The 23,388-nt window shown below is 72.1% G+C and carries 15 protein-coding genes; 9 read left to right on the top strand and 6 right to left on the bottom strand.

The annotated features are described in order from the left end of the window. Positions 1–2: 2 nt before the first annotated feature. Positions 3–431 (top strand): hypothetical protein, encoded by a 429-nt coding sequence (locus tag WMF24_RS33470; protein WP_437731495.1) that lies wholly within the window; start codon positions 3–5, stop codon positions 429–431. 116 nt (positions 432–547) lie between these two features. On the opposite strand, the gene WMF24_RS33465 is transcribed toward WMF24_RS33470, so the two are convergent. Continuing rightward, positions 548–1,771, bottom strand: a complete 1,224-nt coding sequence (locus tag WMF24_RS33465) for a hydroxymethylglutaryl-CoA synthase family protein (RefSeq protein WP_437731494.1) — start codon at positions 1,769–1,771, stop codon at positions 548–550. Between the two features lie 401 nt (positions 1,772–2,172). On the opposite strand from WMF24_RS33465, the gene WMF24_RS33460 reads away from it, so the two are divergent. The 5 genes from WMF24_RS33460 to WMF24_RS33440 all read left to right on the top strand — a co-directional run bounded on the left by WMF24_RS33460 (position 2,173) and on the right by WMF24_RS33440 (position 8,839). Beyond that, entirely contained in the window at positions 2,173–3,480 is a 1,308-nt protein-coding gene (locus tag WMF24_RS33460) for a hypothetical protein (protein ID WP_437731493.1), read from the top strand. Positions 3,481–3,667: 187 nt separating this feature from the next. Further along, the gene (locus tag WMF24_RS33455) at positions 3,668–4,729 is read left to right on the top strand and encodes a hypothetical protein (protein ID WP_437731492.1); all 1,062 of its coding nucleotides are present in this window, start codon (positions 3,668–3,670) and stop codon (positions 4,727–4,729) included. Positions 4,730–4,932: 203 nt separating this feature from the next. Then, positions 4,933–6,171, top strand: coding sequence for an SGNH/GDSL hydrolase family protein (locus tag WMF24_RS33450; protein ID WP_437731491.1), 1,239 nt, complete (start codon positions 4,933–4,935; stop codon positions 6,169–6,171). 174 nt (positions 6,172–6,345) lie between these two features. Continuing rightward, positions 6,346–7,005, top strand: coding sequence for a hypothetical protein (locus tag WMF24_RS33445; RefSeq protein ID WP_437731490.1), 660 nt, complete (start codon positions 6,346–6,348; stop codon positions 7,003–7,005). Between the two features lie 1,186 nt (positions 7,006–8,191). Next, on the top strand, positions 8,192–8,839 hold the full coding sequence (locus WMF24_RS33440) for a hypothetical protein (protein WP_437731489.1): 648 nt from the start codon (positions 8,192–8,194) through the stop codon (positions 8,837–8,839). Positions 8,840–8,911: 72 nt separating this feature from the next. Here WMF24_RS33440 and WMF24_RS33435 read toward each other — a convergent pair whose 3' ends face one another. Beyond that, positions 8,912–10,561 (bottom strand): formylglycine-generating enzyme family protein, encoded by a 1,650-nt coding sequence (locus WMF24_RS33435; RefSeq protein ID WP_437731488.1) that lies wholly within the window; start codon positions 10,559–10,561, stop codon positions 8,912–8,914. 180 nt (positions 10,562–10,741) lie between these two features. Beyond that, positions 10,742–14,608: a serine/threonine-protein kinase gene (locus tag WMF24_RS33430; RefSeq protein ID WP_437731487.1), complete on the bottom strand. Its 3,867-nt coding sequence runs from the start codon at positions 14,606–14,608 to the stop codon at positions 10,742–10,744. 273 nt (positions 14,609–14,881) lie between these two features. Here WMF24_RS33430 and WMF24_RS33425 point away from each other — a divergent pair, with 273 nt between their 5' ends. The 3 genes from WMF24_RS33425 to WMF24_RS33415 all read left to right on the top strand — a co-directional run bounded on the left by WMF24_RS33425 (position 14,882) and on the right by WMF24_RS33415 (position 19,240). Beyond that, complete coding sequence (locus WMF24_RS33425; RefSeq protein WP_437731486.1) at positions 14,882–15,493, top strand: Dps family protein; 612 nt, start codon at positions 14,882–14,884, stop codon at positions 15,491–15,493. Positions 15,494–15,737: 244 nt separating this feature from the next. Next, positions 15,738–16,475 (top strand): enoyl-CoA hydratase/isomerase family protein, encoded by a 738-nt coding sequence (locus WMF24_RS33420; RefSeq protein WP_437731485.1) that lies wholly within the window; start codon positions 15,738–15,740, stop codon positions 16,473–16,475. Between the two features lie 2,312 nt (positions 16,476–18,787). Continuing rightward, positions 18,788–19,240 carry a hypothetical protein gene (locus WMF24_RS33415; RefSeq protein WP_437731484.1) on the top strand — a complete coding sequence of 151 codons (453 nt, stop codon included), beginning with the start codon at positions 18,788–18,790 and terminating at the stop codon, positions 19,238–19,240. 54 nt (positions 19,241–19,294) lie between these two features. On the opposite strand, the gene WMF24_RS33410 is transcribed toward WMF24_RS33415, so the two are convergent. The 3 genes from WMF24_RS33410 to WMF24_RS33400 form a co-directional block, all read right to left on the bottom strand. Then, on the bottom strand, positions 19,295–20,374 hold the full coding sequence (locus tag WMF24_RS33410) for a hypothetical protein (RefSeq protein WP_437731483.1): 1,080 nt from the start codon (positions 20,372–20,374) through the stop codon (positions 19,295–19,297). Positions 20,375–20,617: 243 nt separating this feature from the next. Further along, positions 20,618–22,294 carry a protein kinase domain-containing protein gene (locus WMF24_RS33405; RefSeq protein ID WP_437731482.1) on the bottom strand — a complete coding sequence of 559 codons (1,677 nt, stop codon included), beginning with the start codon at positions 22,292–22,294 and terminating at the stop codon, positions 20,618–20,620. Next, positions 22,288–23,343 (bottom strand): hypothetical protein, encoded by a 1,056-nt coding sequence (locus tag WMF24_RS33400; RefSeq protein WP_437731481.1) that lies wholly within the window; start codon positions 23,341–23,343, stop codon positions 22,288–22,290. The genes WMF24_RS33405 and WMF24_RS33400 overlap by 7 nt, the downstream gene beginning before the upstream one ends. Between the last annotated feature and the right edge of the window lie 45 nt (positions 23,344–23,388).

Raw genomic sequence — 23,388 nt, 5'->3', positions numbered from 1 at the left:
GCATGTCGGATCCCTCTGATCACGACGAGCGGGTCGAGGTGCTCGAGGACCACCGCGCGGAGCTCGCGCGGCTGCTGCGCGGCCATCCCAGGCGGAGCGGCTCTCCCTCGTCGCTCTCCGGGTATCTCCTCTCCTTGCGGGAGCCGACGGGCTACCTGGTCGCGATCGGCCTCCAGCAGCGAGACCCGGGCCTCCAGCCCGAGCACACGCTCCGCGTGGCCCTGGCCTCCGGCGAGCGCGCGCCGATCCTCGTCGGCGTGATGGCGCGCTCGGCGCTGGCCGACATCATCGCCCCGCTGGCGCCGGTGACGCGATCGGTCGCCGCGGAGCTCAGGAAGGCGGTTCCCGCCGGGTCGGTGCGCGTCCTCGTCGCGGTGGCCGGCGGGGCGGAGGTCTTCACCGTGAAGCTCTCGGACCTGCCGCCCGGCTGAGCGAGCGGCCCCCCGTGGCGCGCCGGGGCAGCCCCCGGCGCGCGTCTCGGGGCGCCCCTTGTGAGGGCGCTCCGATGAAACGCGTCCGGTCTGTGCGCGCTCACGCGCTCACGCGCTCACGCGTTCGCGTAAACGCGCCGCTCGCTCGAGTCGAGCCCCAGGTACACGACGCGGCGGTCCAGGCTCGCGCCCCCGCGCTCCGCGTCCTCCGGCGCGGGCCGCCGGTCCGCGGCCTCGTCGTTCCTGCGCAGCGCCTCGTACTCGGCGACGGAGGCGTGGCGGCACCCGTCGAGCGGGGCGTCGATCTCGAGCTTCGCCACGAGCGCCCCGGCCTCGGGCCGGACCCTGCCCGCGAAGAACTCGGCGCAGCAGCCCGAGCCGTAGCTGAACAGCCCGATGCGCTTGCCCTCGAGGGCGCGAGCCTCGGCGTTGAGCAGCGACGCGAGCGCGAGGTAGAGCGAGCCCGTGTAGATGTTGCCTATGCGCGCCGGCAGATCGAGCGAGGGCTCCACCTCGACGGCGAAGCTCTCGTCGGCGGCCTGCTCCGTCAGGCCGTCCATCATCCGCCGGTGCCTGTGGGCCTTGCGGGCCATCTTGCCGTAGGGGACGTGGTAGCAGGTGCGCGCGAGCGGCTCGCCGTCGCCGCCGACGCGGCGCCACTCGTCGTAGGCCCCGGCGAGCGCGTCGAGGTAGCACTGCACCGAGAAGTGGCCGTCGACGAGCGCCTCCTTGTGGTGGAGCGGCCGCCAGAAATCGTAGACGTCGCGCGCGTACGTGCCGGTGCGGCCGACCTCGATCTCGAGGAGGCGCGGCCGCTCGCGCACGAGCAGGGCCACGGCGCCGGCGCCCTGGGTCGGCTCGCCCGCCGAGCCGAGCGCGTAGCGCGCCACGTCCGAGCAGACGACGAGGGCGGCGCGGCCGCGGGCCGAGCCCGAGGCGATCCAGTCCACCGCGTTGAGCAGGCCCGCCGTGCCCCCGAAGCAGGCGTGCTTGGCCTCGAACACCCGGCACGCGCTGGGCAGCCCGAGCAGGCCGTGGACGAAGGAGGCCGCCGGCTTCGAGTGATCCACGGCCGTCTCGGTGCCCACGACGCAGAGCCCGATGTCCGCCGGGCTCGCGCCCGAGCGCTGGAACAGGCGGCGGGCCGCGTCGGCGGCGAGGGTGATCGGATCCTCCTCGGGCGACGCGATCGCCATCCGGCGGGTGCCCAGGCCGGTCAGGTACTTGGACGGCGCGACGCCCCGGGCCTCGGCGAGCTCGGTGAGCTCGACGAAGCGGCGGGGGACGCCGAGGGCGATCGCATCGATGCCGATGGGGGGAAAGTCAGGACGTAGGCTCATGCCTGCATCCTAGGGGCGCATTGTGCAGAGACCATCGAGCCCCCGCGGAAGCTCGGAGGAGCCCGCCGGCCCGCCGCCCCGCGGCGGAGCTCGCTCGCGACCGCGGCCGAGCGCGCCGCGCGCGTCGATGCAGCGCTCCCGCCCCGCTGGGGCCGCGCGTCGATGGTGCGCTCCCGCCCGCGTCTCCGCCGCGCCGGCGCCGCGCACAGCGTCCCTCACAGGACACATGTCATGAGACAGCCACCGGGAAAAAATCGCGCGCGGTTCAAATTCGTCACCACATCTCGTTGCACTTGTGCAAACTAGTTATCGCGCGTTCGTGCGCCCTAGCGCTCGAGGTTCATGTGAAGCTCTCCCGGTCTACCATGGTGGTTCGGCTCCTTGGGTTGGGTGTTCTGGCGATGAGCGGCGCTGCGGGGTGTTCCTGCAGCTCCGGAGAAGGCGACGCAGGTGCGACGGCGGGAGAGAGCGTCGGTGGGGCCGGCGGGGCCGGCGGCGGCGAGGGCGGCGCGGGCGCGGCCGGCGGCGGGGACGGCGAGGGCGGCGGGGGCGACGGCGGCGACGACACGATCGGCTCGGGCAGCGGCAACAACACCGGAGGTGCTCCGCCGGTGACGCCGGACACCGCGTGTGTCGCCACGGTCGCCGAGGCGACGCTCACGAAGCGGCCGGTCGACATCATCTTCGTGATCGACAACTCGGCCAGCATGGCGAACGAGATCATCAGCGTTCAGAACAACATCAACGAGAGCTTCGCCTCGATCATCGGCGCGAGCGGCATCGACTACCGTGTCATCATGATCTCCGCGCACGGCACCGCGCAGGCCGACGACTCGATCTGCGTCGGCGCCCCGCTCAGCACGGCGAGCTGCGAGCCCGTCCCGGAGCAGCCGGGGAGCAACCCGCCCATCTTCTACCATTACAGCCACGAGATCCGGAGCAACGACGCGCTCTGCGTCCTGCTCGGCAGCTACAACGCCGTCCAGCCCGACGAGTTCGGCCTCGCGCCGAACGGGTGGTCGGAGTGGGTGCGCGAGGACTCGCTCAAGGTGATCACCGTGATCACCGACGATCATGTGGGCTGCCAGTCGACCCACCTGCCGCGCAACATCTATATCGACGACACCCGGCAGCCCTGGGAGGACGTCGCCGACGACTTCGAGGATCTGCTGTTCGGCCTGGAGCCGGCGGTGTTCGGCGACGCGGAGGCGCCCAATTACGTGTTCCACAGCATCGTCGGTCTCCAGGAGAACACGCCGGCCACGGACGCCTATGCGCCCGACGCCGACGTCGTCGAGTCGACGTGCGGCACCGCCGTCGCGCCGGGCACGGGGTACCAGACGCTCAGCAAGCGGACGGGCGGCCTCCGGTTCCCGCTCTGCCAGACGAGCTCCTACGACGTGGTGTTCCAGGCGATCGCCGAGGGCGTGATCACCGGCGCGGTCGTGCAGTGCGAGTTCGCGGTGCCGGACTCTCCGCCGGGGGAGGTCATCGATCTCTCGACCGTCGTCGTGCAGTACACGCCCGGCGACGGGGGCGAGGCGCAGTCGTTCGACCAGGTGGAGGACGCCGAGGCGTGCGCCGCCGGCTCGTTCTACATCGAGGGCGACATGATCAGGCTCTGCCCCGACGCGTGCCAGGCGGTCCAGGCCGACCCCTCCGCGGCCGTCGATGTCCTCTACGGCTGCGACCCCGAAGCCGCGAAGTGATCTCTGCGGCCGGGCGGCGGCGCCGGTGAGCCCGGCCGCCGCCCGAGCGGGCGCCGCGCTGACATGTGTGCGCGCCGGCGTGCCAGGGTGTCGCGCGGACACGTGTGCGCACCGACGGGGGGCGCGCGCGTCCGCCCGCGTCATCTGAGGCTGCCACGTGCCCTCGGAGGTCGGATATCCTGGCAGCATGATGAAATTTCGCGGGCTTGCGGTCGCAGCGCTCGTCGGCCTCTCGGCCTGCAAGGCCCAGGAGCGCAACTTCAGCGGCGCGGGCGGAACGGGCGGGACGGACGGGACGGGCGGTGAAGGTGGTGCCGGGGCGGCGACGCATTCCAGCGCGAGCACGGGCATGAGCACCACGACGGGGTGTACGCGATCAGAGGACTGCTTCAACGGCGCAGACGATGACTGCGACGACGCCGTCGACTGCGCGGACCCGGACTGCGCCGAGGGCGCGGTCTGCCTGGCGGCGCCCACGAACTTCCAGCCCGGCGTCCTCGTGGACGCGACAGAGCCGTGCCCCGACGGCTTCACCGCCGAGGAGACGCTCCTCTTCCGCGGCCTCTCCGGCAGCGGGTGCGAGGGCTGCGGCTGCACGCCGAACCCGACGGATTGCGCGGCGGATCTCTACCTCTACGCGAACACGACGCAGTGCGAGGCGGACGGCGGCCTCACGGGCGGCACCCTGGCGAAGCGGGTCGGGTTCACGTGCGACGAGGTGCCGATCAACAACGGGTTTGTCGTCTGGGGCGGTGTTCGCGTGGCCCCCTTCGAGGTGATCCAGAGCTGCACGCCGACAGGCACGGCGATCCCGGCGCCGGCGCGGTGGGCCGAGTCGAAGAAGCTCTGCCACGCGAGCGCGGGCGCCGGCTGCGGCGCCGGCGAGGTCTGCGTCCCGAAGCGCCCCCCGGCGGAGCAGTGCGCGCTCGTGTCGGGCAGCGCCGCCTGCAGCGGCTACGGGCGGCGCGAGAGCGACTGGTTCCGGGGCTACACCGACACCCGGACGTGCTCGTCCTGCTCCTGCACGGCGAGCGGCGGCGACTGCAACTACGTGCACGTCGAGCTCGGCAACGACTACGCCTGCTTCAATCACGCGCGGATATCGCAGGGCGACCGGTTCTGCGAGTACGCCTACTCGCCCCCGGCGCACCTCGTCGGCACGCCGACCGACTCGACCTGCACCGCGCGCACGAGCCTCAGCGGCTCGCTGGATCCGACCGGGCAGTCGACGCTCTGCTGCGTCGAGTAGAAAAAAATCTCTCGCGCTGTCGATCCCGACGGCGGTCGTTCGTCGCCCGAGTGAAGCCAGGGTCGCCTCGATCCCGGCCGCGCTCGGCGTCGTGCTCGGGCTCATCGCATGGGCCCGCCGGGGTCACCCTGCCGCGTGGCGCATGACACGTGCAGGAGCCGTCGATCGAGGTCAATGAGCAGCTTTCCGTCGAGGAGTGTGTGATGATCGGATCGAAATTCAGCCGTGTGTCGACCGTCGGAGCATGGATGTTGGCCGTCGCCGCCGCCGGCTGCGGCGGTGACGACGAGGCGCCCGTCGCGAGCTGGACGGCCGCGTGGGGGACGACGATGCAGGGGGCGGACTCGCCGTTCCCCGAGCTGGGGCCGCGGAGCTTCGACGACGAGACCGTGCGCCAGAGGATCGTCGTCACCGCCTCCGGCGATCGGCTCCGGCTGCGGCTCTCGAACCTCTTCGGGACCCAGCCGCTGGAGCTCGCCGAGGTCCGCGTGGCGAAGGAGGCCTCGCCGTTCGTCGCGGCGCCGGGCACCGACCGGCGGGTCCAGTTCTCCGGCGAGCCGAGCGCGTCGATCCCGCCGGCCAGCGAGGCGGTGAGCGACGGCGTGGATCTCGCGGTGAGCCCGGGCGACCGCCTCATTGTGAGCATCTACAGCGCGGCGGCGTCGGAGCCCGCGACGTGGCACCCGTTCTCCCTCACGACGCACGCGGTGGCCGGGGGAAACCAGGCGGCGAGCGAGACGTTGACGTCGCCGACGAACATCACGTCCGCGTACTGGCTCGCGGGCGTCGACGTCGAGTCCACGGAGCCCCGGAAGGTCGTCGTCACGTTCGGCGACTCGATCACGGACGGCTCGAGCTCGACGATGGACGCCGAGAAGCGATACTCGGATCGGCTCTTCGCGCGGCTAAAGGCGGATCCGGAGACGCGGAGGGTCGCGGTCGTCAACCAGGGGCTCGGCGGCAACAGGCTGCTCCGGGACAGCATAGGGCCGAGCGCCGTGTCGCGCTTCGAGCGCGACGTGCTGGGCACGCCGGGGGTGACGCATGTCATTGTCTTGATCGGCATCAACGACATCGGGATGCCGGGGTTCTCGGGGCCCGCCGAGGCGGTGACGGCGGACCAGATGATCGACGGGCTCGAGGCGCTCGCCGACAAGGCGAGGGCGAAGGGGGTCAAGGCGTTCGTCGGCACGCTTCTGCCGTTCGAGGAGGCGTTCCCGCCCTACTACACGCCCGAGGGAGAGGTCATGCGCCAGGAGGTCAACACGTGGATCCGGGGCAACACCTCCTACGACGGGGTGATCGATTTCGAGGCCGCCGTGCGTGACCCGGAGCATCCCACAAGGCTCCTCGCCTCGTTCGACAGCGGCGATCACCTGCACCCCAATGACGCAGGCTACGAGGCGATGGCGAACGCCGTGCCCCTCTCGATCTTCAAGTAACGAAGAGCCAGCATTTCACGGCCATGCCGGAGCGGACTGGCGTGCGCCCTCGGCGCGCCCTTCAACGAACGACAGCAGGCTGTCCCGTCGTGCTCCGGGGTCGCCTGGAGCTCGGCGTCCCGTGAACAGGCGGTTTCCTCGCCGTCGCCCCGCGGAGTCGTATAGACTGCACACATGAGCCACGTCGTGATGCAGGCAGCGGAGTTCGCGACGGTCGCCGCGGCGGAGCAGGCCGAGGCGGAGCTGCGGCGGCTCGTCGCGGACTACGTCGCCTACGAGAAGACCGCTGACGCGCCGTGGAGCGAGGGCGCCGTGCCCGCGCCGCTGGTCGAGTTCGGCCGGCGGCACGGCGTGCCGTGGCCGGGCGACGCAACGTCGCGGTTCATGCTCAAGGGCCTGTTCGACGACGAGGCGAACGTGCTCAGCGTCGATCGCCTGGTGTTCTTCTGGGGCGGCGGCTTCGATCTCGGCGGCGCGTGGCTACGTGCGGTGCTGCTGCGCGGGCTCGGCGCGGTGCACTGCACCGACCTGCCGCGGCTGGCGGTGCGCGTGGACGATCCGCGGGCTCGCGCGGCGGCGTCGGGCGAGTTCCTCGTCGAGGAGGACTTCGAGGAGCAGTTCACGACGACGACGGACGACGCCGCGCTCGACGGTGCGCTGTTCGCCATCACGTTCGAGCGCGACGGCGACCGCGTTCACCTGACGTTCGACGACTCGGGCGACTGGGCGTTCGTCGCGATGCTGCCCCAGCTCTCGGGCGACGACCCCGCGCTGCGCGCCCCCCCGCTGGGCCTGCACGCGAGCGGGGTCGATGGCGGAGGGGCGCTCGGCTGAGGGCTAGAGCGACAAACGGGTTGAACCCGCCTGAAACGAGCAGAATTTCGAACCGCCAAGGCGCCAAGGACGCCAAGACATTGTCTTCTTCTTGGGTCCTCGACGTCTTGGCGGTTCATTTCTCGCTCGCTCAACGTGATCGCTGTTCTAGAACTCGGCGCAGGAGGGAGCGCACGACGAGGCGCCGCCCCGTTGCCGGGCCCAAGCCGAGCCGCGAAGCGGCTTCCGCTTGAATGGATTGTCAGGCCGCAACATGTGCGAACGATTCGAGACGACCGCAGTCCTTGCAGCGGTAAGTGACGATAGGCAGCGTCCTGTTGCCGGATTGGACGGCAGAGAACCGCCAGGGTGAGGTGTTGGGAACACCGCTCGCCCAGCTGGCTTGGCTGCCGATGCCACTGTCACCATGGTCGAGTATGAAGCCCTTCTCCAGCTCTCCATCACATCGAATGCATCTGTCCATGATAACCTCGATATGTTCCGAACGGCCTGACCATCCGTAGATCTGTCAACCGAAGCCGCCGGCCCAGGTCTGTCCAGCGCGTCGCCTCTCGTGGCCTCCCTCACGGAAATTTTCACGGATCGGCTCTGCGCCGCAAGGCGCAATTGCTGTCCAGCGCCACAGGGTAGATCCGTCGAGCTCCGGCGGCAGTCGCCTCTTTTCCGGGGGGTCGGGGGCGCATCGAGGGGGCGCGGTCGACGGACGGGCTCTCTCGTTGGCATCGGCGCAACGCTGGTGAAAGGACGCCTTGAGCTCGAGCCGTCGAAGGACGGGATCAAGCCGCAAGACATCTCCATCCTGCCAGGGCGTGTCGGCAGACGCGCGCAACCACAGGCGGACAGCGCCAACGTGCTCATGGACAGGTCCTGTGCGCCTCGCTCCTCGTATCGGGTCGCGACGCGGCGGGCCTGCTTCGACCTGTCTTGCCCTGGACAGCGCGCCTCGCCGGGCCGCGCGGCTGTTGCGGACGCGATACACTCCGTGCTGCTCGAGCGACACCGCGACAAGGCTGCCACGGGCCACGCGAGCGCCCGCGCACGCCCGCAGGCGGACCAGCGCGGCCGGGGGCCCAGGGGAGCGATGGCGGACTCGTGATCTCGCATCGGACAGGCCAGCGCTGCGGCGCCCGGCGGCGCGCCGCAGGAACACGACGCACCTGGCACAGCGGATGCTCCAGGGCTCGACATGCGCTCACTTCGATTGATCTCGCCTGGATTGCTCGCGACAGCCCTCTTTCTTTGCGCCGAGACGGCCAGCGCGCAGGAGGGCAGCGCCCCTGGCGTCGCTCCTGCGCGCAGGCCTGCGCCTGGCATGGATTTCAACATGCAGGTGGGCGCCGGCACCTACTCGAGCTCGGACAGCGATGGGCTGCACCTCAACCTCGCGGTCGCGTACCGCATCAGCGTCATCGAGGTGGGGGGCTTCGTCGAGACAGGGGGTGAGCCCCTCGGGGAGAGTTTCAGCGGCGTCGGCGTGACCGCGGGCGTCGCGTGGCGATCGCCGGTTGGGCTTCGACTCTCGCTCGCGGGTTCCTTCGGGCAACATGCCTACACGGGGGTGGGATCGCCCGGCTGGGACGACGGCCCCGGCGTCGACGGTGACACGCTTTTCGTCGGGGCTCGCGCCGGGGCGAGCTGGGTCTTCGGTCCAGGCCCCGTACACTTCGAGCTCGGCCTCGCCGTCGCCGTCGAGCACGACGTGACGAAGGAGCGAGTCCCCTACTCATCCATTCATGACCCCGAGTACATGGGCGAGACTCGGATCCTCTCCATCGGAACCACGCTCGTGCCCGTGTCGCTGCTGCGGCTCGGCATCACCTTTGACGGGCCCTGACGCGCCCCCGCGGGGCCGCCGCGGAGCGGCGCAGGAGTCCGGCCTCCCCGGCCGGACTCCTGGCGGGCGGAGCTACAGACAGCAGCGGAAGCCGATGTTCGGATCGCTCTCCAGGCGCCCCCTGGAGGCCGGCGGCTCCTTCGGTTCCCCGCCCACGGACGGCTTCACGCCGCAGAGGAGGTGATCCTCGCCCGAGATCTGCGAGCCGCCACGGACGAGGCAGTTGCCCGTCGCGTCGCAGGAGTTCTCCCACTCGGCCACGTTGCCGCTCATGTTGTACAGGCCCGTCACGCCGCCGTCGCACGTCGGGATGGGCGGGGAGGGGTTGGGCGGGCCGGGCTTCTTCGAGATTCCACTGATCGAATCGGCGCCCACGCACCTCTCCGGCAAATAGTCGTCGCCGTACGGGTAATCGTTCGCCCCCTGCCCGGAGCACGCGTTGTACCACTCGCTCCGCGTGGGGGTGTCGAACTCGGCGACCGCGTTCTCGCCTCCGCCGATCCTGCCGCAGAGGTGCTTGCCGACATATGCGCAGTACGCGTAGGCGTCGCACCAGTCGACGTGGGTGACGGGCTCTCTCCCCTCCGTGTAGGGCCACCCGCTCGACGGCCGGTAGATGTTCCCGGAGCACGCGGCGGGCAGGCCGGAGAGCACCGGGTTTGCCTGGACGAAGATGTCGTATTCCTGCTTCGTCACCTCGTACTGATCGATGCAGTAGCTCCCGCCGCCCGCCACGGGCGCGATCACCATCGACGCGGGGCAGGTGCAGATTCGGGTCGTGGAATTGCAGATCGACGTCGCGCAGTCGGCGCCGCCGGAGCAGCGCTGTCCCGCAGGGCACCGCGTGCTGCACGCCGTGCCGCCGCAATCGATGTCGGTCTCGCCGCCGTTCTTCACGCCGTCGCTGCAGCTCGCCGGCAGGCACACCTCGTCGACGCAGACGAGCTCGCGGCAGTCGGTCGACCGGGAGCACGCCGCGCCGGGCATGCAGGCGGCGCAGAGCCCACCGCAGTCCACGTCGGTCTCCTGGCCGTTCCTCACGCCGTCGCTGCAGCTCGGCGCCAGGCACCTGCCGGCCACGCAGCTCAGCGACTCGCAATCCGTGCCCACCGCGCAATCCTGGAGGTCCTCGCACGGCGGGCACGCGGGGTTGTCGCTGTGCGTCGCGTCGCCGCCGCCGCCGCCGCCGCCGGTGCCGCCGGTGCCGCTGCCGGTGCCGCTGCCGCCGCAGTCGACGTCGGTCTCGTCGCCGTCCCGCACGCCGTTGTCGCACAGCGCTACCGCGCACGTGAGCCCGGCGCTGCTCGCGCTGCCGGCGTTCTCCTCGCACCGCCGCGAGAAGCAGTCCTCGGGCGCAGCGCACGCCCGGCCCGCGCGGCAGGGGGCGCAGGGGCCGCCGCAGTCCACGTCGGTCTCGCGGCCGTCCTTCACGCCGTTATCGCAGTCCGACACGACGTCACCACCGCCGCCGCCCTGTCCGCCGCCGGCGCCGCCGGTGCCGCCCTGTCCGCCGCCGCCGCCCTGCCCGCCGGCGCCGCCGGCGCCGCCCTGTCCGCCGGTGCCGCCCTGTCCGCCGGTGCCGCCGTCGCCGCCGGTGCCCGTCGTGGCGCTGCCCGCGGGCTGATCTCCGGGCTTCGGAGGTCGGTGCGGCTCTTCGCTGCTGCACGAGACAGCGACGGCGAGGGCCACGAGAGGAATCAAGACGACGGACGACCGGATCATGGAGCTGCCTCCCTGCGTTCGAACACGAGGACAGAAATCAGGCTCAGCTTACTTGCGACGTCGCCTGTCCAGCGCGACAAATTCTTGCCTCCGCCGACCCACCGGGACGACCGCCGGATGTGGGCTCCTCGCGCCGTGCCGGGCTCTCGCCGCGGGGCGGCGGGCGCCTGCGCGGGCGCCTCAGCCCTCGCCCCCGTCGAGCCACCCGTGCGCGAGCGCGAGGATGCGCGCGTTGTCCGGCACGTCGCACAGGAAGCGCTCGCGCCAGGCCGGATCGCTGATCCTCCCCGCCCGCACGAGCAGCCCGTTGCGGGCCAGCGCGATGGCGCCCCTGGCCTCGGCCGCCTGCCCCGCCGCCGCCAGCGCCTCGGCGTGGACGAGGCGCACGAGAAAACCCTCCTCCTCGTGCCGGTCGGACTCGAGGAGCGACAGCGCCCCCGTCGTCGCCGCGAGCGCCTCGCCGGCGCGCCCGAGCTCGAGGAGCGCGCGCGCCCGGACCGCCATCGCCGCGGGCAGCCGCTCCGGCACCGCCCTCGCGAGCGCCTCGGCCGCCCGCGACTCCGCCTCGGCGAGCGCGGGCTCGCCCGCGAGCAGCAGGACCCGCGCGAGCTGGAGCCGGCTCTCGCACTCCCGGCGCCGATCGCCCCGGCGCTCCAGCGCCTCGATCGAGCTCCGCAGCGCCGCCTTCGCGGCGTCGACCTCGCCCGCGTGCGCCAGCGCGAGGCCGAGGTTCTGCAGCGCGTTGGGCACCCGGTCGTCGAGCGCCATCCGCTCGGCCTCCTCCAGCCCGGCGCGGAGCACCTCCGCCGCCGCCTCGAAGTGCCCGAACTGGACGTAGCAGAGCCCCATGTTGAGCCGCGCGCGGCACGCCTCGCGGCGGTCGCCGACGTCCTCGAACGCGGCGAGCGCCGCGCTCATGCTCGCGATGCACGCGCTCGGATCGCCGTTGTGCTGGCGGAGCAGCCCGTGCAGGTAGAGCAGCTTCGCCTCGGTCATGAGATCGGCCGCCGACGCGTCCTCCGTCGCCTGCTCGACCGCGTCGATCAGCGCGTCGACGCACGCGTAGCGGCCGCCGAGCAGGAGCACGATCGCCCCCTCGAGGAGGCACGCGTTCCTCGCGATGAGCGCGCCCGCGAGCGGCTCGGTGCCGAGCACGACCATCATCCAGCGCTCGACGCGCTCGTAGTGGCCCTGCTTGTGCCCCGCCCCGGCGAGCTGCGTGAACGCCCTGAACCACGCCACCGACCCCGGCGCGAGGTGCCGCGTCGCCTCGATCCCGCGCTGCTCGGCGAGCGCGGGCTCCCCGCGCCAGAGCAGCGCCTCGGCCTCCACGAGGCGGAGCGCGCCCACCGTGGCCGGATCGGGCGCGCACGCGACGCCGCGCTCGGCGCAGGCGATCGCCGCGGCGAGGTCGTGCCCGTGCAGCGCCTTGTCGGCCGCGCGCAGGTACCACTCGGCGGCCTTCTCGGCCTCCTCGCCGCGCTCGAAGTGCTCGGCGAGCACCATCGGGTCGCCCTCGCCCGCCGCCTCGAGGAAGCTGCCCGCGAGCGCGTGGCCGATGCGGAGGTCGCGCGCCGTCAGCATGCCGTAGGCGGCCTCGCGCACGAGCGCGTGGCGGAAGGAGTACTCCGCGTGGTCGCGCCGCCGCCCCTCGCCCCGGCGCACGATCACCTCGCGCCGGAGCAGCTCGGAGAGCAGCGGCGCGATGTCGACGCTGCCGAGCAGCGCCGCGACCGCGCTCGCCCGGAACGTCTCGCCGAAGATGCTCGCCGCGCGCAAGAGCCGCCGCGCCTCGGCGTCGAGCGTCTCCAGCCGCGCCTGGACCATGGCCACCACCGTCTCCGGCTCGCCCTCGCTGTTGCCCTCGGCGACCGCGCGGATCTGCTCCTCGAGGAAGAACGCGTTGCCGTCCGCGCGCTCGACGAGCCGCGCCACGAGGTCGTGCCGCGCGTGCGCGCCGAGCGCCTCGCGCACGAGCCGCTCGCTCGCGCGGCGCGGCAGCGGCGTGAGGTGGAGCTCGTGGCCGAGCCGGCCCTCCCAGAGCCTCGGGAAGACGCGGTGCACGTCGGGCCGCCCGAGCGCGAGCACGAGCAGCGGCATGTCCCGGAAGAGGCGCAGCGCGCCCTCGACCATCGTGACCGTGGGGAGGTCGCCCCACTGGAGGTCCTCGAGCACGAGCAGCACGGGCCCCGCGCGGCACGCCCCGCCGAGGAAGTCCTCCCAGGCGAGGCGGAGCTGGTCGCCCATGAGCGCGGCGTCGCGCCGCGCGAGCCTTAGCTGCACGTCGTTCTCGTCGGGGAACGGCGCGCCGACGAGCTCGCCGAGGAAGGCCGTGACGCGGGGCGCGTCGAGCCCGTCGTGCTGCGCGACGCGGCCGCGGACCTTTCGCTGCCGCGCCTCGAGCGGCTCGCCCTCGGCGATGCCGAGCGCGTGGCGGAGCGCGCTCGCGAGCAGGCCGAAGGCGGCGCCGGCGCCCATGGGGTCGCCCTGGCCGATCCAGATCTCGATGCGGTCGCCGCGCGCGCGGAGCTTGCGGATGAGCTCCTGGCGCAGGCGCGACTTGCCCATCCCCGCCTCGGCGGTCACGAGCACGGCGCCGGCGGCGCCCTCGTCGATGCAGCGGTCGACCTCCGCCTCGAGCATGGCGAGCTCGCGCTCGCGGCCGACGTACGTCGTCGGCTTGCCGAGCAGCTGCGCCGTGCGCTCGTCGCGCGCGCCGTGGAGGACGCGCCCGGCGGCGTCCTCCGTGACGTCGAACCGGCCGCCGATGAGGCCCGCCGTCACCTCGTCGATGCGGACGCCGGCGAGGGGGAAGCGGTCGTCGTCGGCGGCGAGCATCTGGAAGGCGCGGTCGATCAGCTCGCCGACGGGCACGCGCGCCGCCATCTCGGCGCGGCCGGTGGCGAGCGCGACGGGCGCGCCGCCGAGCAGCTCCTTGAGGGCGAGGGCGCACCGCGCGGCGCGCGCCGCGAGGTCGGTCGGCGTGCCGGCGCCCGACAGGACGATGATCGGCGAGCGGCCCTCGAGGAGCTCGAGCTCGCCGCGGTACTGCTCGGCGACGTCGTGGAGCTGCCAGAGCTGCGCGCGGCGCGGCTCGTCCGGCGCGTCGCCGTCGGCGGGGCGCTCGCGGGTGACGACGAGGCACATCACGCGGCGCTCGCCGGTCGTGAGCTCCACCGCCCGCGGCGGGAAGGAGCGCGGGCCGCCCAGCGGGCTCTCGGGCGCGCCGCTCGCGGCGATCGCGGCGAGCTCGGCGGCGACGGCGTCGCCGTCGGCCGGGCGATCCTGGGCGGACTTCGCGAGCATGCGGGCGACGAGATCGTCGAGCGCGGCGGGGATGCCGGGCCTCATGTCGCGCGCGCGGGGCGGGTCCTCGAGGAGGACCTTCATCAGGACGGCGAGCCCGGCGTTGCCCTGGAAGGCGGCGCGGCCGGTGAGGCAGCGGTAGAGGATGCACCCGAGCGCGAACACGTCGACGCGGGCGTCGACGCTCAGCTCGCCGCGCGCCTGCTCGGGGGCCATGTACCCGGGGGTGCCGAGGACGAGGCCCGCGGCGGTGAGCGGCTCGTCGCCCGTGGCGCGGGCGAGCCCGAAGTCGATGAGGGTGACGCGGTCGAGCGCGCCGTCCTCGAGCAGCAGGTTCGTCGGCTTCAGGTCGCGGTGGACGAGGCCGAGCCTGTGGACGGCGCCGAGCGTCGTCGCGACGTGGAGGCCGAGCGCGACGGTCTCCTCGAGGGTGAGCCCGGTGCGCGTGAGCCGGTCGGAGAGCGTCTCGCCGTCGAGCCACGCCATGGCGATGTACGGCTGCCCCCACGCCGTCGCGCCGTGGGCGACGTAGCGCACGACGCCGGGTACGCGGGCGGCGGCGAGCGACTGCGCCTCGCGCGCGAAGCGGCCGAGGTGCTGCGCGCCCTCGGCGGTGAGGAGCTTGACGGCCACGGCCTGGCCGGTCTCCAGATCGCGGGCCCTGTAGACGGCGCCCATGCCGCCCGACGACGCCAGGTGCTCGATGCAGAACCGGCCGTCTATGATGTCTCCTGCCTGCATCGCTCGCCGGGGACCCTGCGGAGGGTCCTCACCGGCGGCCAGCCTGCCAGCGGGGCGCGCCGTGCGTCCAGTGCTCATTCGATGGCGCGCGGCGCGCGCGCCCCGCAGCGGCCCGGGCCGGGCTGGGGGCGCTCGCGGCGCGCGGTGGAGGCGGGAAATGTTCGAGAAACAGAGGGGCAGCGGGGGAGCGCGGCGGGAAGGTCGGCGCGCCCGGGTGGGGTTGCCAACGGGCGATTCGAACGTGAAGAAGGCCTGGTCACGGGAGGAGCGATCATGGCGACCATGACTCAGTTTCATCAGCAGCCGACCGGGGACGGCCGGCCGGGGCCCGAGGCGCAGCCGATCTTGCGCCAGCGCGGGCAGGAGATTCAGCCGTACGGGGCGCTGGCGCGCTATCCGCTCGGGCTGAGCGACGACGTGCGGGCGGCGAGCGTCAAGGCGCTCAATCAGGTCCTCAGCGACACGATGGTGCTGCGGGACATGTACAAGAAGCACCACTGGCAGGTATCGGGGGCGACCTTCTATTCGCTGCACCTGCTCCTCGACAAGCACTATGAAGAGCAGGCGAAGCTCGTCGACGAGGTGGCCGAGCGGATACAGACGCTCGGCGGGGTCGCCATCGCGATGCCCCACGACGTCGCGGAGATGACGAAGATCGAGCGGCCGCCGCGGGGGCGCGAGGAGGTGCCGGTGCAGATCTCGCGGCTCCTGGAGGCGCACGAGCAGATCCTCATCGAGGCGCGCGAGGCGGCCGGCAAGGCGGCCGAGGCCGGGGACGACGGGACCGACGACCTGCTCGTCAGCCAGGTCGTGCGCGTGAACGAGATGCAGGTGTGGTTCCTGTCCGAGCACCTGGTCGACACGCCGCTCGTCAAGGCGCGGTGAGCGCAGCTCGGTGTCGCGAGAGCTCGCCCCAGTCGTGCTCTGCGAGCGCGCCCCAGTCGTGCTCTGCGAGCGCGCCCTCATCCGCCTTGCCGATCCAGGCCGGCGGGCTCTTGGGACGCAGATAGGCTGTCTCTTCCGGGCACGGGACGTCGAGCGCCGGGCCAGGCGCCGAGGGCCCACGGGCGGGCGAGCGGCGCGGGGCCGCGATCTTGCGCCGTGATCGGCCCTGCGCGATGCTCCCGCCATGCGATTCTTCGAGGTGCAGGGGAGCGGCGGTATCGCCGAGGTCGTGTTGAACCGGCCCAAGGTCAATGCCATGAGCCAGGCGGTGCTCTGCGAGATGGCCGACGTCTTCGGGCGGCTCGCGGGGGACGACGCCGTGAGCGGCGTCCTCGTCCGCGGCGCGGGCAATTGCCTGTCGGCGGGGCTCGATCTGCGCGAGGTCGCGTCGCTCGATCGGCAGGGGCTCCCGGGGTTCCTCGACGCGTTTGACGCCGCCTTCGGGGCAGCGTTCCGCTTCCCGAAGCCGTTCGCCGCCGCCGTGCACGGCCACGCGATCGCGGGCGGCGCGGTCCTGGCGATGTGCGCCGACTACATCGCGCTCGGCGATGGCGACTACAAGATGGGTCTCCCCGAGCTCGCCGTGGGCATCCCCTTTCCGCCCGTCGCGTTCGAGATCGTGCGCGCCGCCTGTCCCAACCCCGCGTTCCGGAGGCTCGTCTTCGGAGCGGACCTCCATTCTCCCGCGGAGGTCTTCGAGATGGACGTCGGCGACGCGTTCTCTGCCGATCCGATCGACGACGCGCGCCGCTGGCTCACCAAGGCGTGCGGCCGCCCCGCCGCGGCGTTCCGGCTGGCCAAGGCGAGCCAGCGCAAGGAGGCGTGGGAGCGGATCGCAGCGCCGTCGCCCGCCGAGCGGGAGGCGTTCATCGACGCGCTCCTCTCCGCGAAGCAGGCGTTGACCGCGCCGCTCGCCGGGTGAGCCAGGTCACCGCCGCCGGATTGCGCCGCCGCGGCGGTGGCCGGCGGTGGGGGGACGCCAGCCGGCGTGCAGCGGGCGGTGGGGGGACGCCAGCCGGCGTGCAGCGGGCGGTGGGGGGACGCCAGCCGGCGTGCAGCGGGCGGTGGGGGGACGCCAGCCGGCGTGCAGCGGGCGGTGGGGGGACGCCAGCCGGCGTGCAGCGGGCGGTGGGGGGACGGCGGCCGGCGGGCGGACGCCGTCGAGGCTGCGCGCGGGCCATCGGGGCGCGTCGGTACGGTCCTGGCGGTCGCGGGTCGTCAAGGGCGCGGCTTCGGATCGCTGCGCCTGGGGCACGCGTCCGGGGCTGCGGTCGTTCACCATCCTGCTGGTTGACGAATAGCCAGGGGGAGAAGCGTTCCAGCAGCAACGGACGCCCTGGCGAAGGACTTCGCTTCGTCACAGGCGCTATCCGAGACGCCCTATTCCAGCCTGTCGCCCGATGATGCGGTGCCAGATCGGCTCAGGTAAGGTGTGCCTCGTGCATTCAATTGGCATACCCATGTGTGGTCAGGATCATACGCCGTAGCACCTCCAATAGATACAGGCGGGGCCGCTCGTGCGCTCGGCAGCGCGTCGAGGATCTCCTCGCTCCCCGGACGCCATCGAAAGGACCATCTCGTCATCTCCGAAGGTCTCGGGTGATGCGCGTTCCGACGTTCGATGATGCGCCCTCGCGTATGGCGATACCACTCATTGAGCCGTTTGGCTACATACAGATCCCCCGTGTGTGAGAACCATGCATCGAGCTCAGACCCGGCGTTGATCGCGTTGACAAAAACTTTGACCGGCGAGAGCCACTCTTGCGATAGCTGTCGCAGCAGGAGCTCGTCAAAGCGCGATAGGAAGAGCCCATGGCCTGCCCGTCGGGGAAAGAGTCCGGCATGATAACGCCCAAGGTTGGCCAACTGCGGGTGGAACATGCTCCCAGACGCACAGAACCTGGAGAAGGCGACGGGTGAGCGGCGGCACCACAATTTCCAGAGCGTAGCCGCGAGAGCTGTCTCGAGCTTCGACCATTCGACCACGGGCGGCTTGCGTAGCAGAGCACCCGCGACATCGAGGGATATGGCCCTGTCTGGGCCGGGCCCTTGCGGAGATGCTCCGGCGGCGTCTGGGCTGAGATCGACGACGTACAGCGCGCGCCCTCGCTCGACCACGGAAGCGCAGATCCGACAGAGGCTCATCAGGCCGCCCGGTGTCGGTGGAAGCGCCACACAGACCGGCGGCCCACCAGAACGCGCAAGCTCTTCGTTGAGATCGGTAGACGGATCTCCACCCAGGTATCTAACGCGCGCAGCACGATGACGTTTCGGATCGAGTCTCGATGGCCCCAGCAGGAGCTCGTCATCGTCGACCAGGACGGGGGATGCCACCTTGGCTAGATCCGCTCCGGCAACCCTGCCCATGGCAACGTAGACTGCGCCCTGTATCGGATTGTTTATCATCTGAATCCGCATGATCTGCACTGGCACGCTGGCGGGTATGGTGTGCCCGATTGACGGCTTCAAAGCAGCTCCTGCACGATGTGTGGCGCCATTTGTCGCAGCCAGGATATCCCGTGATGCACTTGCCGCCGATGTCTTGGCAATCTACGAACATGTCCGTGCATGTCTTGTCGGGCGTGCACCCTGCCATCTCCTCAGTGGCGCCGCTCCCCACGTCGCCACCGTTTTCGAACCAGTCCCCCGTAGCTGCTGACCCCGGTGGGTATGGTTCTCCGGCCCCTGTGCCTTCCGTCCCCCTGAGATAGCACTCGCCCACGTCGTAGTTGCACGCCCACACCGTGAGACCGAGAGGAATAAGAACAGGGATCGCCTTCAATTTCATCCTGTGGCGCATGTTCCTGCTCCGAGTTATTCCAGATGCGTGTGCGGAGGGGCGGCGTCAACTGTGATTCAGGGCATGGAGTGCGTCCCTGCGGCTACGGCTTGTCAATCTCGCCCCGGTCCGAAGCCGAGCCCGAGCTGAGCGCAGCGGGTTGCACATCGTCGCGGCCGAGCTCGGCGCGGACCATCGGAGGTCGAGGCGCACGTCGGTGCAGCCCCCCACGGCAGGGCGCGGCGGTCGAAGCGGACGACGACGGCGGCTGGCGACGAGGAGCGCGGGCGCGAGCGCTACATAGCCCTTCGCCGCGGCGGTGCGGCCGTCCGGGACGCGTCGACCCCAGAGCATGGGGATCTGCTCGCCGAATTTCTCTTTGACGCCCACGCCATGCCCAGAAAGATCGTGTGCGCTCTCCTATTGTCTATCGCGGCTCGGCCAGGGCTCCCACCATGTCCATGCGCTTACTCGGCAAGATTGGCTTGCTCTACGTCGGTGCGCTCGTCGTGATTCCGAGTGGGGTCTCACTGAGGAGAATTGTGATGAATGCGGATATTGAAGATCTGCTGGTCGATTTTTATAACGGTGCCCACATGCTTGATGTTGTCGCCGCGTGGGCTTACGCCGTTGCGAATTGGCAGGCCGTCCTCGAAGGTCTCGCGTCGTTCGAAAAGGCGTACGAACAGCTCATCGAGCTTCACGCGGAGGGTAAGCTTGGCGTCGGAGCGGCCGACTTCTCGGCCGGCAATCTCGAGCTGGTCCAGCGGATCCATCGGCTGCTCGGGCCTGGCCTGGACAGCGACGAAGCGCGTCAAGCTGCTCCAGAGATACACGCTCTGGCTGAGCGCTGTGTGCGAGCGTTGAAAGGAAGCGATACGCCGCCGGTCGGGCAAGGAGGTCAATGAAGCCGAGACGGCGGGCAGCTCACGCTGCTGTTTTCCTGACCGGGCCGCCGGGGCTCACCGGCAGGGCGCGCAGCTGCCGCCGCAATCGACGCCGTTCTCATCCTGGTTCATCACGCCGTCGGTGCACGAGGGCTCCCGGCACATGCCCGCCCAGCAGATGCCGCTGTCGCACTCCGCGCCCGTCCTGCACCCTTGCCCGGCCGGACACCGCGGGCACGGCAGCGCGCCGCAGTCGACCCCTGTCTCGTCGCCGTTCTGCGCGCCGTCGTCACACGAGGGCGGCGCGCAGCGACCTCCCTCGCAGACGTTGTTCTCGCAGTCGGCACCCCGGACGCAGGCCTCGCCGTCGGCGCAGGGGCGGCACAGACCGCCGCAATCCCGCGCGGTCTCCCCGAGCGCGGGATCGACAGCGTTGTTCGTGCAATGGGGCGGCACGCACAGCACGCCGTCGCACGCCAGGCCGTTGGAGCAGTCGTTCATCGTGACGTCGCCATCATAACAAGCGACGCAGGCGCCCACATGGCACATCCTCTGTGGATCGCCAGGACACACGGCGCCCTGGGTGAGCGGCATGTTGACCGGCCCGCCCTCGCCGCAGCTGTCGTACGTGCACGGCTCGCCGTCGTCGTAGATGTCCGACGGGTCCTCGAGCTCCAGGAGCTCGCCCGTGGTCGTACACTCCACCCGACGGCAATCTCCCTCTCGCTGCGAGGCGATCGGCCCGGGATGGATCTCCACCTCGCACGCCCCGCCGACGCAGCGGCCGGCGCCGCACGCCGGGCTCGGCGGTCCCGGGCACTCGGCGTCGCTCTGGCAACCCGCGTCGACGCCGCCGTCGGGCGCGCACCCCTCGGTGCCCGGAGCGCACTCCGAGCAGGGCCTGCACGCGACGGCGCAATCCGGATCGCGCGACTCGCTGGGAAGGCAACAGATGTGGCTGTCAGGATCGACACACACGCACCGGCTGTCCGTACAGACGGCGCCAGGGATGTCCTGATACGCGTTGTGGCAATCGGCGTCGGTGTCGCAGTAACCGCCGAGCCACGGCGCATCGTCCGCGCAGGAGGCGATGAGCCCTGCAGCGATCGCGATGACCGGCGTGGCGAGCGCCACGCCGCGAAGAAGTGATCTCATGGGAACAGCACCTCCGGACATCCACCATCGCTCGCCGGCGAAAGCACCAGCAGAGACGCGCGGACTGCCCATGTGCAGCCCCTCGTATACAGCACTGGACTCGAGGGCGCGCGTAAGAAATCGACAGAATTGGCCGCGATTGACTGGAAATTCAGAGCTGGTCAGTGGAAAGTGGTGAAACGCGCGCGCCTGGAAGCCGCGTTCGTTTCAAAGGGCCGCGATCGGCTGGCAAATTGGAGCGACTCAGCGGAATGTGGTGGAGCGCGGTCCTGGCCACTGCGCTCCGCAGGTGTACCAGTCGGCGCCGCAGGGCGGCTGCGGCTCGTCCGGCTCGATGGGCCGAGCCGGCGCCGGGGGGCGCGCCGGCGTCTCCAGGCGGACGCGCGGCGGGACGGGCGCGGTGCGCAGCGGGACGGGCGCGGTGCGCGGCGGGAGATCGGGGGGGACGGGCGTGGCCGGACGGGGCTCGGGCGGAGGATCCGCGGGGCGCGAGGCCAGCGCGCAGGGGCGCGGGAGGCGGGCAACGGCCGGGACGCGCGCGGTCCGGGGCAAGACGAGCTGGAACCAGGCGAGGAGCGCCGCTGCCGCCGCGAGGGCCAGCGCGCCTGCCGCGAGCGCGAGCCGCCAGCGGCCGCGGCGAGGTCCAGGCAAGGTCGGCCCGGTCGCATGCCGCGCGAGAGATGGCGCTGCCGGCTCTCGCCATGCGACAGGAGAGGCCGAGCCCGGCGGCGCGGGTGGTGGTGTCGGTTGCGGCGGCGCGAGCGGCGGCTCGGGCACCATCGGCTGCGGCGGCGCGCGCGGCGGCTCGGGCATCAGGCGCGGAGGCACCTCGGGCAGCGCGGACGAGGCCCCAGGAGAGGGCGCATGCTGCTGCTCGCGGCCAGTCGAGGCGCCGAGCGAGGGCGCATGCTGCTGCTCGCGGCCAGTCGAGGCGCCGAGCGAGGGCGCGTGCTGCGCCTCATCGTCATCCAGGACCCCAGGTGACCCGCTCGTCACGCCGGAGGGCAGCGTGGGCGGCCCGATCGGCGGCGACGGCGGCGCCGCATGAAACGACCGCGCGCTGTCCGCGGCCGGCCTCGGGCCGCGCACACCGGATCCTGGGCCCGGCTCTGCGCCCCGCTCGAGCTCGGCTTGCCAGCGACACCAGCCCTCGATGGCCGCGTGGAGCGCCGCGATGAGCTCCTCCATGCCGCGATACCGGGCGGCGGGGTCCTTCTCGATCGCCCTCCTCACGACGCCGGCGACCGACGGCGGCAGCGGCACGACCGTCTCGATCGCCGGGGGCACCTCGTGAAGGACGCAGCGGGCGAGCTCCTCGGGCGCGCGCCCCTCGAACGGCCGGCGCTGGCCGAGGAGCTCGTACAGGACCAGGCCCAGCGCGTACACGTCGGTCCGCTCGTCGAGGACCGCGGGCGTCGAGAGCTGCTCCGGCGCGCGGTACGCCGTTGCCGCCGCGTCGAGGCCGAAGAGCTGGACGAGGCCCAGCCCGTCGAGCCGGAAGGAGCCGTCGTCGAACAGCACGAAGGCCTCCGGGCGGAGATCCCCGTGGAAGAGCCCCGAGGCGTGGGCGGTCCTCAGCACCTCGGCGAGCTCGGCGACCTGCGAGAGCGCCCACGACGGCCCGAGATCCCTCGACCGGCCCTCGAGGCGCTCGCGCAGCGACGGGCCGTCGCGCCGCTCGATGGCCGCCCAGCAGAACGAGGCGCCGACGCCGCCGTCGAGCACCCGCGGGAGCTCGTCGACGAGCGCGCTCACCGCGCGGAGGCGCTCCAGCGTGTCGAGGAACCCCTCGGGCACCGACGCGCTCACGTACAGGAGCGCGCTCCTGCCCGCGCGATCCACGGCGGCATGGACGTCCGCCCGACCGCGGCCGGGGAGCTGCGCGACGATCCGGTAACCGAGCCCAGCGCCGTCTACCATGTCATCTCCAGGCCGAGCTGCGTGCCGGCGGCTGTCACCCGGGGGCCCCGGCCCCTCGGGTAGAGGGCGTAGAGCAGCGTCCCCGCGCCGAGGAGCGCGCCGGCGGTCAGCGCGATGGCGGCGCGCTCCTCGGCGCGCCCCATGGCCCTGTAGGCGCTCTGCGCTCGCTGGAGCTCGGCGCCGGCGATCCGGTAGCCTCCGTGGTTGCGCGCGAGCAGATCGTCGAACCTGCGCTCGTGGCCGTGCGCCTCCGCGAGGAAGATCGCGCCCAGCGTGACGCCCCCGGCGGTCGCCGCGCTGCCCAGGAGGACGAGCGCCGTCGCCGGTCCCTCGCTCCCCGGCGCAGCCGGCCCCGCCGCCTGGGGCCATCCCGCCGGCGTCGGCGCGCGCGGCGCCGTCTGCCCAGCGCCGGCCGGCGCCGGCGGGGCAGGGCCGCCGGCCGGCGCCGGCGGGGCAAGGCCGCCGGCCGGCGCCGGCGGGGCCAGATCGAGGACGACCTGGCGCGATTCCCCGGCGCGCACCTCGACGGTCGCCTCCTTCGCCGCCGCGCCGAGCGCCGCGCGGACGCGGTGCGCGCCGGGCTCCACGACCACCTCGCGGCCGAGCGGCGCCTGGCCGATGGGCCGGCCGTCGATCGAGAGCTGCGCCCCCGGCGGCACGGCGAAGGTCAACGCCCCGACCTCCTGCTTCACGCGCGCGAGATCCAGCGCCCGGCTCGCGTGCCGCTCCCGCTCCTCGGCGCTCCGGGGCGCCGGCGTCCTCTCGAGACACAGGGCCAGAAACTCCGCCGCTCTGGCCTTGTCCCCGACCCGGAACGCGAGCTGCCCCACATTGCACGCTGCCTTCTCGGACGGGGCCAGTTGCCAGACCTGAAGCCAGATGTCCCGCGCCCTCGCGAGCTGCCCTTCCGCCACCGCCCGGTCGGCCGAGCGCTCGAGTCGACGCTGGGCCTCGCTCGCCCCGGCGTCCGCGCGACCGACGGAGGGCAGGAACACCGACGCGGCGAGGATCAACGCCCGAGGGAGGGCGCGCGAGGCCGTCACGCTCATGACGAGCTACATATCAGGTCGGGTCAGGCGAAGGGGAACCAGCCG

The organism is Sorangium sp. So ce1335, from assembly GCF_051521615.1.
In the GTDB taxonomy this organism is placed as follows: domain Bacteria; phylum Myxococcota_A; class Polyangia; order Polyangiales; family Polyangiaceae; genus Sorangium.
This window is presented reverse-complemented; position numbering and strand designations above follow the sequence as displayed.